12 protein-coding genes and 1 tRNA gene are annotated in these 14,822 nt (G+C 54.2%); 9 read left to right on the top strand and 4 right to left on the bottom strand.

From position 1 onward, the window contains the following. Window positions 1–8: 8 nt before the first annotated feature. Genes rfbD through rfbC form a run of 3 tightly spaced genes read right to left on the bottom strand, consistent with a single transcriptional unit; the run spans window position 9 to window position 2,475 of the window. Window positions 9–872, bottom strand: a complete 864-nt coding sequence (gene rfbD, locus ACR0JA_RS10675; protein WP_480573923.1) for a dTDP-4-dehydrorhamnose reductase — start codon at window positions 870–872, stop codon at window positions 9–11. Then, a complete protein-coding gene (gene rfbB / locus ACR0JA_RS10670; protein WP_480573920.1) occupies window positions 869–1,909 on the bottom strand; it encodes a dTDP-glucose 4,6-dehydratase in 1,041 nt (346 codons plus the stop codon). The genes rfbD and rfbB overlap by 4 nt, the downstream gene beginning before the upstream one ends. Then, window positions 1,906–2,475 (bottom strand): dTDP-4-dehydrorhamnose 3,5-epimerase, encoded by a 570-nt coding sequence (rfbC, locus tag ACR0JA_RS10665; protein WP_480573917.1) that lies wholly within the window; start codon window positions 2,473–2,475, stop codon window positions 1,906–1,908. Before rfbC ends, rfbB begins: the two co-directional genes overlap by 4 nt. A 790-nt stretch (window positions 2,476–3,265) precedes the next feature. Here rfbC and ACR0JA_RS10660 point away from each other — a divergent pair. From ACR0JA_RS10660 to ACR0JA_RS10635, 6 genes are all read left to right on the top strand, one after another. Next, window positions 3,266–3,883, top strand: a complete 618-nt coding sequence (locus tag ACR0JA_RS10660; RefSeq protein WP_480573914.1) for a TetR/AcrR family transcriptional regulator — start codon at window positions 3,266–3,268, stop codon at window positions 3,881–3,883. Between the two features lie 261 nt (window positions 3,884–4,144). Next, window positions 4,145–5,563, top strand: coding sequence for a UbiA family prenyltransferase (locus ACR0JA_RS10655; protein WP_480573911.1), 1,419 nt, complete (start codon window positions 4,145–4,147; stop codon window positions 5,561–5,563). After that, on the top strand, window positions 5,560–5,982 hold the full coding sequence (locus ACR0JA_RS10650; RefSeq protein ID WP_480573908.1) for a GtrA family protein: 423 nt from the start codon (window positions 5,560–5,562) through the stop codon (window positions 5,980–5,982). Before ACR0JA_RS10655 ends, ACR0JA_RS10650 begins: the two co-directional genes overlap by 4 nt. Beyond that, window positions 5,979–7,304: an FAD-binding oxidoreductase gene (locus tag ACR0JA_RS10645; RefSeq protein ID WP_480573905.1), complete on the top strand. Its 1,326-nt coding sequence runs from the start codon at window positions 5,979–5,981 to the stop codon at window positions 7,302–7,304. The genes ACR0JA_RS10650 and ACR0JA_RS10645 overlap by 4 nt, the downstream gene beginning before the upstream one ends. Then, window positions 7,301–8,038 (top strand): SDR family oxidoreductase, encoded by a 738-nt coding sequence (locus ACR0JA_RS10640; protein ID WP_480573902.1) that lies wholly within the window; start codon window positions 7,301–7,303, stop codon window positions 8,036–8,038. The genes ACR0JA_RS10645 and ACR0JA_RS10640 overlap by 4 nt, the downstream gene beginning before the upstream one ends. Window positions 8,039–8,295: 257 nt before the next feature. Then, a complete protein-coding gene (locus ACR0JA_RS10635) occupies window positions 8,296–9,840 on the top strand; it encodes a hypothetical protein (protein WP_480573899.1) in 1,545 nt (514 codons plus the stop codon). A 61-nt stretch (window positions 9,841–9,901) separates the two neighbouring features. On the opposite strand, the gene ACR0JA_RS10630 is transcribed toward ACR0JA_RS10635, so the two are convergent. Beyond that, window positions 9,902–9,986: transfer RNA gene (locus ACR0JA_RS10630), tRNA-Leu, on the bottom strand. Window positions 9,987–10,661: 675 nt separating this feature from the next. On the opposite strand from ACR0JA_RS10630, the gene ACR0JA_RS10625 reads away from it, so the two are divergent. From ACR0JA_RS10625 to ACR0JA_RS10615, 3 genes are read left to right on the top strand one after another with little or no spacing between them, the layout of a single operon-like run. Next, a complete protein-coding gene (locus ACR0JA_RS10625) occupies window positions 10,662–11,144 on the top strand; it encodes a hypothetical protein (RefSeq protein ID WP_480573896.1) in 483 nt (160 codons plus the stop codon). Window positions 11,145–11,146: 2 nt separating this feature from the next. Continuing rightward, entirely contained in the window at window positions 11,147–13,159 is a 2,013-nt protein-coding gene (locus ACR0JA_RS10620) for a dynamin family protein (protein ID WP_480573893.1), read from the top strand. A gap of 8 nt (window positions 13,160–13,167) precedes the next feature. Continuing rightward, window positions 13,168–14,787 carry a dynamin family protein gene (locus tag ACR0JA_RS10615; RefSeq protein ID WP_480573890.1) on the top strand — a complete coding sequence of 540 codons (1,620 nt, stop codon included), beginning with the start codon at window positions 13,168–13,170 and terminating at the stop codon, window positions 14,785–14,787. Window positions 14,788–14,822: the final 35 nt, after the last annotated feature.

The raw sequence follows: 14,822 nt of genomic DNA, 5'->3' as shown, positions 1-14,822 counted from the left end.
TCAACGATTCACCCACGCTCTGACGACAATTCGGCCAGGACGTTGCGAAGGCCGACGCGCCAGTCAGGCCGACTGATCCCAAAAACGTCGCTAAGTCGCGAACAGTCAAGGCGCGAGTTCAACGGTCTGGCCGCTGGCGTAGGATAATTCTTGGTTGGAATATCCTCGATTTTTACCGTCAAACCGGCTTGCAAAACAATCTCGCGCGCAAAACCGGCCCAGCTTACATCCGGAGCACCAGAAAAATGAAATATCCCACCCTCGGGTCGATGATCTTTTGTCGCCATGGTCAACAACGCATCCGCAATGGCCGCGGCGGGTGTTGGTCCCCCATACTGGTCGGAGACAATAGTCAGAGAGTCGCGATCTTCTGCCAGCCTGAGGATCGTCTTTACAAAATTCTTGCCTTGGGCTGAGAATACCCAACTGGTACGCAAAATAGCGTGCCAGCCTGCGGAATTCAAAACCTGCAGCTCTCCGTCCAATTTGGTTCGTCCGTAGACCCCAAGCGGTCCGGTTGGATCCTGAGGGGACCTCGGCGCATGCCCCGAGCCGTCAAAAACATAGTCGGTTGAGATATGAAAAAACGGTAGCTGTCGTTCTGCCGCTGCGCGGGCCATTGCACCTGGCGCATCAGCGTTGATCAGTTGAACCAGATCTTTTTCTTCCTCAGCTTTGTCAACCGCAGTATTTGCGGCGGCATTGATCACCGCGTCCGCATCGCAATCGCGAACCAGCTCAGCGCAGCCGGTTGGGTTGGTTAAATCAGCCTGCAAGCGGCTCAACGCCTGCACTGTTACGCCATGCGCGTGCGCGCGCTTTGTAAGTTCGGTCGCGACTTGCCCGGTTTTGCCGAAAACAAGCACCTTCATTTCGCAATTCCCAAACGCGCACCGACACCGTCACGCTCTTGAAGGGCGTTCAACCAGTCGCCGTTGTCGAGATACCATTGAACGGTTTGCTCCAGCCCGGTCTCTGGTGTGAAAGATGGGCGCCACTTGAGTTCTTCGCGGATGCGCGCAGGATCGATGGCATAACGGCGGTCATGGCCCGGACGATCGGTTACAAAAGTAATGAGATCGGCATATGGCGCTTTCGCAGGCCTCAATTTGTCGAGGATGCCGCAAAGCACTTTAACAAGGTCGAGATTCGTCATCTCATTTTCGCCGCCAATATTGTAGCTGCGCCCCAGTTCACCCCTTTCAAGCACCACCAGCAGTGCTTTGGCGTGGTCTTCGACATGCAGCCAGTCCCGAATATTGTCGCCTTTCCCATAGATTGGAATCGGCTGCCCGGCCAAGGCGTTAAGGATCACGACCGGGATGAGTTTCTCTGGAAACTGATAGGGACCATAGTTGTTCGAGCAGTTGGTCATGACGACTGGCAAGCCGTATGTTTCATGCCAAGCCCGAACGAGGTGGTCGGATCCCGCTTTAGTCGCGGAATAAGGTGAATTGGGTTGGTATGGGCTATCTTCGGTAAAATGACCCGTTGCACCCAACGACCCGAACACTTCGTCCGTCGAAATATGGTGAAAGCGAAACCCTTCTTTGCGCCCCGTTTTGACCCAATAGGTTCGCGCGGCTTCCAGCAGAACGTATGTTCCGACCAGGTTTGTGTCGACGAAAGCGGCCGGGCCGTCAATCGAACGATCGACATGGCTTTCGGCGGCAAGATGCATGATCGCATCTGGTTGATGCGTACTCAGCACGGCAGCCATTTTGGTTGCATCCCGAATATCTGCGTGTTCGAAGGCATAACCGGCTGCATTGGCAACTGAGGCAACATTGTCCAAACAGGCGGCATAGGTCAAAGCGTCAACGTTAACAACGGAATGACCGTCTGCGATCGCACGTCGAATAACCGCCGAGCCAATAAAGCCGGCCCCGCCCGTGACCATAATTTTCATCCCGCGACCTCAATCTGAAATGGCGTTTCAATATCCCGCAGCAGCGGAGCCATTTCATCTTTTTCAGACAAATGCGGCTCTGCGATGTCCAGCGGCCAGTTTATTCCAATATCGGGATCGTTCCAACGCACGGCCCCTTCGGTTGATTTGGCATAGGTGTCAGAACACTTGTAGATGATCTCGGTATCCGGCTCCAACGTCATGAAGCCATGAGCGAATCCGGCTGGCACCAGCAACATCCTACCGTTCTCAAAACTCAGCTCCTCGCCCACCCATTGACCAAAATTTGGGGACCCTTTGCGAATGTCTACCACGACGTCAAAAAGGCGCCCGCGACCGCAGCGCACCAGTTTTGCCTGGGCCCGAGGGGGGGCTTGAAAATGAAGGCCACGGACAGTTCCCGAGGCAGTCGAGAGCGAATGGTTGTCCTGAACAAATTTCAGGTCGATCCCATGGGCGGAAAAGCTGTCACTGTTATACGTCTCTTCAAAAAAACCGCGGTGATCGCCAAAACGTTTCGGCGTAATCAGTTTCACGTCGGGAATTGAAAGTGAAAGGACTTCCATCGCTACAGACTTCTTCTACTAGATCCCGAGGGCTTAAGATGGTGCGGTGTCCCGGACCGATTGCCTCTTGTTCTTAAGTTACCACCAAAAGCGTTGTATCGATCACCCATTGGCACACCAATTTTTTTCATGGATTGTCCGCGCGCGTGTCAACTAATGGCAATGACCACGTCCCAAAAAGTGGATCATTTTGGCCAATCCCTTGGACATTGGAAGTAAGCGTGACATCCGCGACGCGATATCCGCGGTTGCTTGGTTATACTTCGTTTGTTGCTGGCCAATACCAAGGCGACCGAAGTCGCGGCGCAGGCTTGCGGGAATAATCCAAACACCGCGACAAATCCGAGTTTTGCTTAGGATGTCAGGAACAAAAAAGTCCCTGACCGGACCTACGAAGCGGCGTGTGACTGAAAATCTGTTCAAAGGACGAAATCCTCTGTTTGTAAAAGTTCACTCTATACAACTGGCTAGAATCCATAGCTTAGCACGCAAGAAAACGCTACCAAGTTCTGATGGAATGCGGTCTTGGAAGCCACTTGCGACAACAATGGCGGCATCTGCCGTCCACTGTTGATGTTTCCCAAATTGCCAAGACCTGCTGCCGTTCATTTCGAGAGAGAAGTGCTCAGGAAAGAGACAGTCGCCCCAAAACGAGGGCACGGGGCTGGATGAAAACTTGATCGCGATTGCATAGGCGTCAGGGCTTCACGCGGTATGTACCCAACGAATTGCGTTGAATCTGAACTGAGTGGTTTATAAACTGCGAACGCGCTCAAGCATAGGAGACGATATGCCCCAATCTGCCGCCATTCTTCGCACCGGACGCAAATTCGAGCAGGTTCTGGACGGCGCAAGACAGGTGTTTATGGCGGATGGGTTCGAAGGTGCCAGCGTTGACGATATTGCTCGGTCGGCAGGTGTCTCAAAGGCGACGCTATACAGTTACTTCCCTGACAAACGGCTTTTGTTTGTTGAAGTCGCGGAAACTGAATGCAGCAGGATGGCCGAGCGCGTCATCTCGATGATCGATGAGACCAAGCCATTGCGCGACGTGCTGATGATCACAGCGACTCAATTGGCCAGCTTTCTCGTTTCGGACTTTTCGCTGCAGATTTTTCGTGTCTGTGTGGCGGAACGCGACAGGTTTCCGGAACTTGGCAGGTCGTTTTATGAAGCCGGTCCCAAAAATGGCCAACAACACATGGCAACATATTTGGAAAAAGCCGTCGCGAAAGGCGAATTGGCGATTGATGATGTTCAATTTGCGGCAGCGCAATTTGCAGAACTGTGCAAGGTCCGCATTTGGAATCGCGCCATTTTGGGAATCCAAAATACGTTCACTGAAGCCGAGATCGAACAAGTGGCGACGCATGCTGTCGATACATTCCTCGCACGCTACAGTGTTTGAGGCAAAGTCGGTTGGTTTCAGAGCCAGGTCACGGCATCAGATTTTAGTAGTTTACATGCCCGATCCGTCACGTCGCACGGTACAGCCCAATGACCGGAAATGGTTGTTGCGTGTCAAAAAACGCCATTTGTGAAGCTTTCTATGCACACTCTGACACTGAACTGCGTCATCTGCGCAGTATTTTGGTCGTAGGGGGCGACAAAAGCGGCTTCATCCCCTAAAGCGAAACTAAAACACTCGAGGCTTCTACTGGTAGTTTTCATGCGCGAAGTTCTTGTTGTTGATCTGGACGGTACGCTGCTGAAAAGCGACATGCTTTTCGAAAGTTTCTGGTCAGCATTTGGTCGAGATTGGCGTAGTCCTTTCCGATCTGTGATGGCGCTTATGCAGGGAAAAGCGGCGCTGAAACGCTATCTCGCGCAATCGGCGCAGGTGGATGTCACAACTTTGCCATATGATGCCAATGTCATTTCGCGCATCGAAGCTTGGCGCGAAGCGGGGGGGCGCACGGCCCTGGTTACCGCTTCGGACGACAAAATCGCTCAGGACATTGGGACGCATCTTAAGCTTTTTGACGAAATTTATGGTTCAGACGGCGTCGAGAACCTGAAAGGCGAACGCAAAGCGCGATTTTTGGTCGAAAAGTACGGTGAAAAGCAATTCTCGTATATGGGCGATTCAGATGCCGATCTGGCGATTTGGAAACACACGAAACGGGCGATAACCGTCAATGGGTCCGACGCGACGCAAAAGCGCGCCACGCAATTGGCCGAAGATGTCGAGCATCTCACAACCAATACCCCGAAAGCGAGTTCGTATTTCAGAGCGATCCGACCCCATCAATGGCTGAAGAATGTGCTTGTCTTTCTGCCGATGCTGGCTGCGCATCAAATAGATGGTCTCAGCTTTTTGCTGTCGTTGCTTGCTTTCGTGTCTTTTAGTCTGGTTGCGTCCAGTGTCTATGTTCTGAATGACCTGCTGGATTTGAATGCAGATCGTGCGCACCCACGAAAGCGCTTGCGGCCATTCGCGGCAGGCAACATCCCAATCGCCTACGGCACATGGATGGCGGCTGGCCTTTTGGCGCTAGGTGCCGGTGTCGCAGTTTACTTGGGACCCGTTTTTTTCGGCGTAATGGTTGTGTATTACGCGCTGACCACGGGTTATTCTCTTAATCTCAAGAGGCGCATCGTGGTCGATATCTGTGTCCTGGCCGGGCTCTATACCATGCGAATTGTCGCCGGTGCGGCCGCGACCGGGATTACCCTTTCTGTCTGGCTTCTTGCGTTTTCAATATTCTTTTTCTTGTCTCTGGCAGCGGTCAAACGGCAGGCGGAGCTTGTCGATACGATAAAGCGTGGAAAACTCGAAGCGTCGGGGCGCGGTTATCATGTCGACGATTTGCCCATCATTTCGATGATTTCCATCAGTGCGGGATATGTCGCGGTTCTTGTGATGGCGCTTTACGTAAACTCACCAGCGGTGACCGAGTTGTATGCAAATCCGCAGGTTCTTTGGGGCGTTTGCGCGATCTTGCTCTTTTGGGTCACCCGTACGGTCATGATTGCCCATCGGGGCGAGATGGATGACGACCCCGTGGTCTATGCCGCCAGAGACCGCGTAAGCCAAATCTGTTTCGCGATCATACTGGCCTTCATCTTGGCAGGAGCCGTCCTTTGACCCTGCGAGAGCTAGTGTTCAAGTACTCAGCCTTTGCTGTAATCGCGACCGTCGCAAACCTTGGTGTTCAACGCATGATCCTCATGAATGGAGCGGATGCTACCACATTCGCGTTTGCTGTTGGGGCGGGAACCGTGGTGGGTTTGATCATCAAGTACTTCCTGGACAAACGTTGGATATTTCAGGATCTCGGAACGGGTCTGAAGGAGCATGGCCAGAAATTCACGCTATACACCGTTATGGGCCTGTTCACGACAGCAATTTTCTGGGGTGCAGAAACCGCGTTCTGGCTTATCTGGCGAACAGACGTGATGCGGGAATTGGGTGCGATCGTAGGCTTGTGCATCGGTTACGTCATAAAATACAACCTCGACCGTCGCTTTGTATTCACTGATCGCCGACTGGAGGCAACTGGATGAAGCTGTCGGGGTGGGGGAGATACCCGGTCTTGGAGGCACGCGTTCTTGCCCCCCGTAGCATCGCGGTACTTCGTGACATGGTATTGGCCGAGCCGTCGCTTATTGCCCGCGGAAATGGGCGCGCATACGGTGACAGTGCGATCAATCAAGTTGCCACATTGGAGACGCGTCACCTGAACCGTATGCTGGCCTTCGATCCCGAAACTGGCCACTTGATCGCCGAACCCGGCGTCTTGCTTGGGGATATCATTGCAGCGTTTCTTCCTCGTGGTTGGTTTCCCTTTGTTACACCGGGTACAAAATTCGTCACGCTTGGCGGCGCAATTGCCGCGGACGTACATGGCAAGAACCACCACAAGGAAGGCAGCTTTCGGGCTTGTGTTGACTGGATTGATGTCATGCAATCCAATGGCGAAATTACCCGTTGCAGCCGCGACAATAACGTGGGGCTCTTTGAGCACACTCTGGGTGGTATGGGGCTTACAGGGTTCATCACCCAAGCAGCGATCCGCCTGCGCAGGGTTCAAACCGCGTGGATACGACAAACCACGCGTGCAGCGCCAAACCTGAAATCTGCTATCGAGGCCTTCGAGGCAAACCAGGATTCGACCTATTCCGTGGCCTGGATAGATTGCCTGGCGGGTGGTCGCGATCTTGGGCGTTCGCTGGTTATGTTCGGCGAGCATGCCACTTTGAACGATTTGTCTGATCAACAGCGACAGGCGCCTTTTCAGACGCCAAAGAAGAAACAACGCTCTGTACCGTTCGATCTGCCGAACATGACGCTCAACAACCTCAGCGTACGGGCCTTCAACGCTTTATATTATCGGGCGGGAATGCAGAAAGTTGGGCAGCAACTGGTGGATTGGGACACATATTTCTATCCGCTTGATGCCGTTTTGAACTGGAACCGAGTCTACGGTCGCAAAGGGTTTGCTCAGTTCCAGTGCGTCTTGCCTTTGGAAACATCCCAAGCTGGGCTTACAGCACTGCTCGAGGCGATCTCGGCTTCCGGTCGGGCGTCGTTTCTGGCGGTATTGAAGCGTTTGGGGGCACAGGACGGTGCGTTTTCATTCCCGATGGAGGGCTATACCCTCGCGCTTGATTTTCCCATCGGCGCCAAAACACTCCGGCTCCTTGAAACGCTCGATAGCATCACAATTGCCCACAAAGGGCGCTTCTATCTGGCGAAAGACAGTCGTATGTCTGCAGAGACGCTCACGGCCTCTGACGCACGGGCAGACACATTTCGCAAACGGCGCAAAGACAACAACTGGCAGGGCAAGTTCGCTTCAGCCCAATCCGAAAGGCTATTTCTATGACAAAGCCACCGGTTCTGATCCTTGGTGCGCGCTCGGATATCGGCAAAGCCGTCGCGCATGAGTTCGCATCACTCGGTCATCCCGTTCAACTAGCCGCACGAGGCGTGGGCACCCTTGAGTCAGACAAGTCTGACGTTGCGCTCAGACACGATGTCGCTGTCTCGTTGCACGAATTCGATGCTCTCGATACCCGATCGCATCCAGACTTTGTCGACGAGCTTGGAGAGCTGCCGGAAATCGCGATTTGTGCAGTTGGATTGATGGGGGATCAATCAGAAAGCGAAAGCGACTGTCAGGCGGCTATCCGCGTTATGCGCAGCAATTTTGAAGGCCCGGCCAGCATATTGGGAATACTGGCCAATCGCTTTGAACAACGCGGACACGGGGTACTTATCGGGATCAGCTCGGTCGCTGGGGAAAGGGGGCGTGCGTCGAACTATGTCTATGGGTCTGCAAAGGCGGGGTTCTCGGCATTTCTTTCAGGGCTTCGCAATCGTCTAGCCAAGAAAGGTGTGCATGTAGTGACTGTCCTGCCCGGCTTTGTTGCAACGCAAATGACCGAAGGCATGGACCTGCCGACCAAGCTTACGGCGCAACCCGAAGACGTCGCCAAAAGAATAGCGTTGGCTACGACGAAGAAGCAGAACGTAGTTTTTGTTTTGCCTGTGTGGCGGCTCATAATGGCGATAATCAGAGGCATTCCCGAAGGAATATTCAAAAAAACCAGCATATAGAACCGTCGGTTCCGACGAAGCGATTTCGCCCAATTGAAACTCCACGCTTGGTCAAGCGGTTAGTCGTAAGATCCAGCGCATTCAACGCGGTCGACACCGTTTCATAGAGCTGATTCCCTGACAGCGGCTTGCCTGCCGGGCTGACACTCGGCTACAACCCATTCATGCGCGGACTTCGGGATCCAATACTGTCGGTAAATGCACACACAGTGGAGAATTGGTCCACAAACCATCCGTTGCTTGACCACTCGAAGCAGATGAGCGCATGGGACAGCGCAAGCGGAAATATCGACTGGATGATCGCGAATGGGTATGTCGACAAGACATCTTCGTGGATCGTCGCGGCGAGAATTCCCGGGCGCTTCTGGAAAACCATCGTTGTCGACGCTGGTGACACGTATTTCAACGATAAGCAGTTTCGAATGCAATGGAGCGGCGCCGGCGCAATGCTCGCCCCAGAGGGTTCGATTATCAACAGCAGATCGCCCAATGAGATTGTGTTTACGCTGGGCAATGTTTCGGGGGGATTGTTTCAGGTCAGCGCAGTCACAGGCCCAATCAGCGACCTATCAATCGTAGAGGCGGACAAAACCGAGCGATACGACGCTGGGGAAAGGATAAATCCGGACTATTCGTCGATCCTGTCGAATATGCGACAGATCCGTTTCATGGATTGGAACCACACGAACGCATCAGATCAGAACAGCTGGTCCGGCCGTCCTGTCCCGTCCCAGAACAGTTATGGTGTTGACGGAAATGGTACCGCATTGCATCACAAAGCCGGGGTGCCGCTGGAAGTCATGGTGGAACTGTGCAACCGTGTTAAGGCGGATATGTGGTTCTGTTTTCCCCATGCAGCAACGGACGAATACATCACCGAAGCCGGCACCTTTATTCGCGACAACCTGGATGCGGAATTGGCCTGCACCTATGAGGTGAGCAACGAGGTCTGGAACTTTGGATTCGGTGTCCAGCGCGATTATTTTGAGGCTCTCGGAAAAAATCTTTGGCCCGACGCAGTGGGTGTTGAACCCGCAAACGACATAACCCTTTCGGCCCACGGGTTTCGCACATGGCAGATGGGTGGGTTGATCGACAAGGTTTATGCAAGGAACACCGATCGCAGGCAAATTGCGCTGAATGTTCAGCTTGATTTCCATGCGCTCGGAGAATTCCAATTGGATGCCCCGGTCTGGCGGACTTATGCGAGCAACGGAAATAGTAAATCGGGGACATATCACGCACCTTATTCTCGGTGCACTCATCTGGCGATTACCAGCTATTTTGGCACTGGATTGTTGGCTTCTGGTCGATCCGCGGTGATTGACGCAGCGTATCCCGAAACTTCGGATGAAGTCATAGATGCCTATCTGCGCGAAACCGGGCCAACAGGTGACGAAATTCTGTCACTTGAGGCCGTCAACACGAGTTGGCGAATGTGGAACACCGAGGCTATCAAACGCGGTCTCAAAATGCTGCTCTATGAGGGCGGGCCTCATATGATTTTTCATACTGGGTCGCAGAGTCAGACATCGCGTGATGCTTCGGCTCAGTGGTTAAACGGCGCACTTGGCGCTGCGTTTGCGACAGACATGATCGCGAATTGGGCCTCTCATAGTGAATCCGCGGGCCCATATATGCAATTCCAGGACGTCGGCAGTTGGAGCCAATTTGGGCAGTGGACGTTCCAGGAGTTCATGGGCGACAAGCCCCAGGGATACATGGCCATGCTGTTCACGGAGAACAGCAGCCGCGGAAATTGGTGGTTGGACACGACCGACCACAGTCATGAACCGCTTTGATCTGGAACCGGGCCAACGACAGCGTCGGGACAGAATACTGCTTTTTCCCTTGGAAAAAGACTGGTGCGGGTGGAGGGACTTGAACCCCCACGCCTTGCGGCGCCAGAACCTAAATCTGGTGCGTCTACCAATTTCGCCACACCCGCACTCTGGCGCTTCGCACCAGCATGGCGCGCTGCATAACAAAGCTTGAAAGCAAGTGCGAGGGGAAAAATTGCCGCCTGACGGAAAGTTTTGCAGCTGTTGGCAGCGCGACCGAAACGCGTGTTCAAATGGGTTTGACTAACGTTCGATAAGGGCCTTGCATTTGATGTGCGGCGCAAGTGTCTTCGAGTAAAAGCTGAAGGCAAATTATTTCGATTTCGCGCGCATTTTCATCAATTGGCCATATATGCTCAACAGACAGTTTCCAGTTTACGCACAGTGGCGCGCCTGCGCCCAAAGAACTATTTTACGTTGAGTGAGTTTGAGAAGCCTGTTCAACGCCATCCGGAGAAGAGCGCAGTCGAGGTTGGCTGTCAGATTTTTGATTGCAGCGACGGGGCGTATTGGCAAATGATTGATTTCACGAATATCGTATAAATAACAATGGCATAAAATCAGTTTTGCTTTGCTGGCACAACAGCCTGGATCGATCATGCTATGTCATTTGGCGATTGATGAAGGGTCGCCGTTTCACGTGTGAATATGCCTAAAACACGCATAGGTTGCGACATAAGTATGTGCCCGCGTCTTAATTGCGCCACAATTCAAACGCCAAAATATCCTATTCGCGTCAAAATAACACCGCGGTGATCATCATTGATGTGCGGTGGGAGTTAATGAGTCTTTTCTGCCGCAAGGCACCTTACCAGTACCTGCTCAACTCCAGAATAAGGGTCTTTATCGTGACCGATCAGATTCATTCCGCTGCTGCCGAGCAAGATGTCGTAGACCTTGCTCGTGAAAGCTTTATCGGCGAACTCAAAACCCTCAACAACCAGCATCCTGGTACGGGTTTCGGCATCGCTCTCAAGACTCACGCAGGCAATCGCTACCTGCTTGCAAATGCCCGCATGCCGTTGCCGGAACACAAATCTCAGGATTTTCCAACCGGGCGCCGCGTCGCGTCGCTGGAAAACGGAGAGCACTTTCGCTCGATCGAAATACTGGCCGATTCTCTTGCCTATGAATCGATCTCGCCCAGAACCGAGGCCGCTATTCTCGGCAATGCGCTGGATTTGATCGCACGGATCGACACTCTGGCCAGAACACCCGCGATCGGCGCAAACAAACACATCGCCGCGACAGGCACCGGAGGCTGAATATGGCGCGTAACGACCACCTTTTGTCTGTAGGTAACGAGGCTCTGTCCCCAATGACAGAGGCCATGGCCTCGCTGACGACACAGATCGACCAACTGACAGAGGTGGCGGACGCGCGGTCCTCGGCCCGACTGGCAACGCTCAAGACCCGGATGGAGAACTTCACTGCCAGTGTAACGCTGGTGGGGCAGGTCAAGGCCGGCAAATCCTCGATCGTCAACATTCTTGCCGGTCGGCCCAACCTGTTGCCCTCGGATGTAAACCCGTGGACATCTGTTGTGACCACGCTGAACATCAACACCCGGACCGAAGGGGATACCCGTTCAAAGTTCACCTTCTTTGAACAGGAAGAATGGAACAACCTTATGGTCGGTGGCGGCCGATTGGGTGAACTGGCCAACCGGGCAGGGGCCGATGACGAGATGGATGATATCCGCCGTCAGATCGGTGAAATGAAAGCCAAGTCCGAAGAGAGGCTGGGCAAACATTTCGACCTGATCCTTGGTCAAAGTCACCAATACGACTATTTCGACGAGGAATTGGTCCAGCGTTATGTCTGTCTGGGCGATGAAGATGATCCGGATATCAACCCAAAGACCGGTCGCTTTGCGGATGTGACGAAGTCGGCCGAACTGTACATGGATATCCCGCAATATCCGATTGCACTAAAGCTGTGCGATACACCTGGCGTCAATGATACCTTCATGGTGCGGGAACAGATCACGCTGCGCAGCCTGCGTGGGTCCGAGGTGTGCATTGTGGTGCTTGCGGCCAGCCAGGCATTGACGACCATGGATATGGCTCTGATGCGGATCATCGCTCAGTTCGAAAACCGGCAGATCATTCTGTTCGTCAATCGAATCGACGAATTGTCAGATCCGGTCAATCAGGTGCCCGAGATTCGCGATCGGATTCAGGATACGCTGAAACAGAACAACATCGACACCGAAACCAGCATCGTCTTTGGCAGCGCGCAATGGGCTGAGGCTGCGTTGACCGGCAACCCCGACATTCTGACGGAAGAGTCCCGCGAGGCGCTGAACACCTTTTATCTGGCTGCCGGTTTTGGCGATCAGGCTGCTTCGCTTGACAAGATCTGGGCGCTGTCAGGTCTGCCAGACCTGCTTCTGGCCATGAATGAACGCATCTCCGAAGGGGCAGGGACACGCCTGCTGGATCGTGTGCGCCATCGGGCGCGGAACATCGCGAGCCAAATACGGGCGACATCGGTCGCCAAGACCCTGTCGGGTGGCGAGGGCGTGGTGCGCGATCTCGATGGTGTCGCACCGGAAGAAGCCATTGCCACGGTTTCGGCGGAATACGAAAAGAAAGTCGCAGAACTGACCACCAAACTGCGTGACAAGGTTCTGGAACGTCTGGCCTCGGCCGAGGCCAACTTTGTCAAACGCGCGACAGATTCGCTGATCGCGCATCTGGAACAGAATGGCGAGCAGGGGACCTGGCAATATGATCCGGCTGGCCTGCGCACGTTGCAAAAAGCCGCGTATTTCAGCTTTGGCAGGTCCATGCGCAAAGAGGCAGGCGCGCTGTATAGCGCCGCTGCCGCCGATATGGGCGCGCTTTATCACAAGCTGCTTGGCAACCATTTGGGCGAATTCAATATCGAAGCGCCAATCGTTCCACGGGTTCCGCCACCGCTGGGTATCGGTCGCACCATTGCATTGGACCTGCAAAGCACCTGGTGGCGCCGCTGGTGGCAGAAACGCAAAGGGTTCGAGGCCTACGCTGCCGATTATACGCGTCTGATTGCGTCCGAGGCGAATTCGATCACCAAGGATATCGAGGAAAATCAGATAGCTGCTGTGCTGGAGAACGTACGTGCAGCGATGGCAGACTTTCTGTCCGAACAGAAGGATACGTTGCTCAACATTTCGAAATCGGGTGACAAAACCGCGGCTGACAGCGCGGCACTCATGGCTGGGGTTCAGCCGCAGAAGTCACGCGACGATATCCTGGGTGACATCCTCAAAGACCTTAGCAACGAAGCAGCATAAGAAGAGTTATGGTAAAAAACACAGAACCCCGCTTCGTCTCTCCCAAAGCCTGGAACCGCATCGAGCAGTGGTCCCGCCGCAAACCCGTGTTTGCGCTTATGGGAGAATTCAGCGCCGGCAAATCGACGCTCATGAACTTTCTTTTGCGCACGCAAGCCCTGCCAACGCAGGTCACGGCGACGCAATTGCCGCCGGTTTGGTTCAGTTGGGGTAAACGGTCGGCCTATGTCAAACGGCATGATGGCAGTACGCAGGATATCACGCTGGACGAATTGGAAACGGTCGGCGTCAACGATGCACAATTCGTCCGTATTTTCCTGGAAGCCGATATTCTTGAGGCGGTTGACCTGATCGACACGCCTGGAATCTCGGACCCGAAGATTTCAACAGATGTGTGGCAACGCGCGGTTGGTCAGGCGAACGGTGTCTTGTGGTGCACGCACTCAACCCAGGCCTGGCGCGAAACCGAACGCGCGACCTGGGTCTCGCTTCCAGAACGATTGCAGCACAAGTCGCTGTTGTTGATCACGCGCGCAGATGCGTTGGGTCAAAAAGATCGTCAGAAAGTTCTGCGGCGCGTCAATCGCGAAGCCGGACATCTGTTCAACCGTACGATTCTGTTCTCGGCCCGTGATGCGATCATGGCACGCGACAAAACAGGCGATGCCGAGTTGTGGGCGCGCAGTGGCGGCGGAAAAATGGTCGACAGCTTCCTGGAGATCACCGAACAGATCATGGACGCTCGCGCTGATCAGCTTTCGCGCTATCAGATCGACAAATCGCAATCGGATCAGCCCAGGGTTCGGCCCATCCGTCCGGCCAAACCGGCTGATACTGTCGAAGACCCCGCGCCGCTCAAGTTGGTTGATCCGGTCGCGGACGAGGCCGACGTCGTCACCAATTTCCCCGTGCGCCCTGCCCGGGTCGAACGCAAAACGGAAGAGGCAGAGCGCCCCCGTATCGACGCCGGTGAAGCGGATCGTATGCGTGCCGAGATGGTGCAGGAGGAGGAGGAAAGCTCGAAAGAAGAACTGCGAGCCTTTTTCCGCGATGCCGATGAGGATCCGCTTGACCTGCGCGCGCTGGCGAACCCCGGTCTGGACTTTGATGAGTTCGAGTTTTCGGATGAGGACGACGAGGACAGCGACGAACCCGAGCTGATTGTCATCGGCCAGGATGACGAAGCCTCTGAACCCGAGGTTGACGAGGCGCCCGAGAAGGATATCGAGCAATCGATTTCGTCTATTACCGCTCTACTTGCTGAGCAAAAGCAAAGTAATGACGACGATTACGAACCAGAACCGGATTCGAATGCTCTGACATCGGTCAGTGTCGTTTCGATCGAACCGGATGCGTCGGAGAGCGAAGACGAAGACCCCGCGCCGACTTCCGAGCATCTTCTTACGTCTGAACGTTCTTCGCCGCTCAGCGCGTTGTCCATGTGGCAAGAGATCGTCGCCAGTGAACCGTTGCCGGATGACACCGCCGGATTGAAGAATGCGTTTGCAGCTTTTCTGGCCGAATTCGACCAAATCGCGCTAGAGCAAAGCGAAGAAAGCTCGCGGGATTCTCTTCACCCGGTTCCGAAGGGGCATGACAACACCGGCGCCGAGCGGCATGTATTGTAGCAAGGCAAGCATCTTTGACCGACCGGAAACAGCGG

Source organism: Ruegeria sp. AM4 (assembly GCF_056540665.1).
This window is presented reverse-complemented; position numbering and strand designations above follow the sequence as displayed.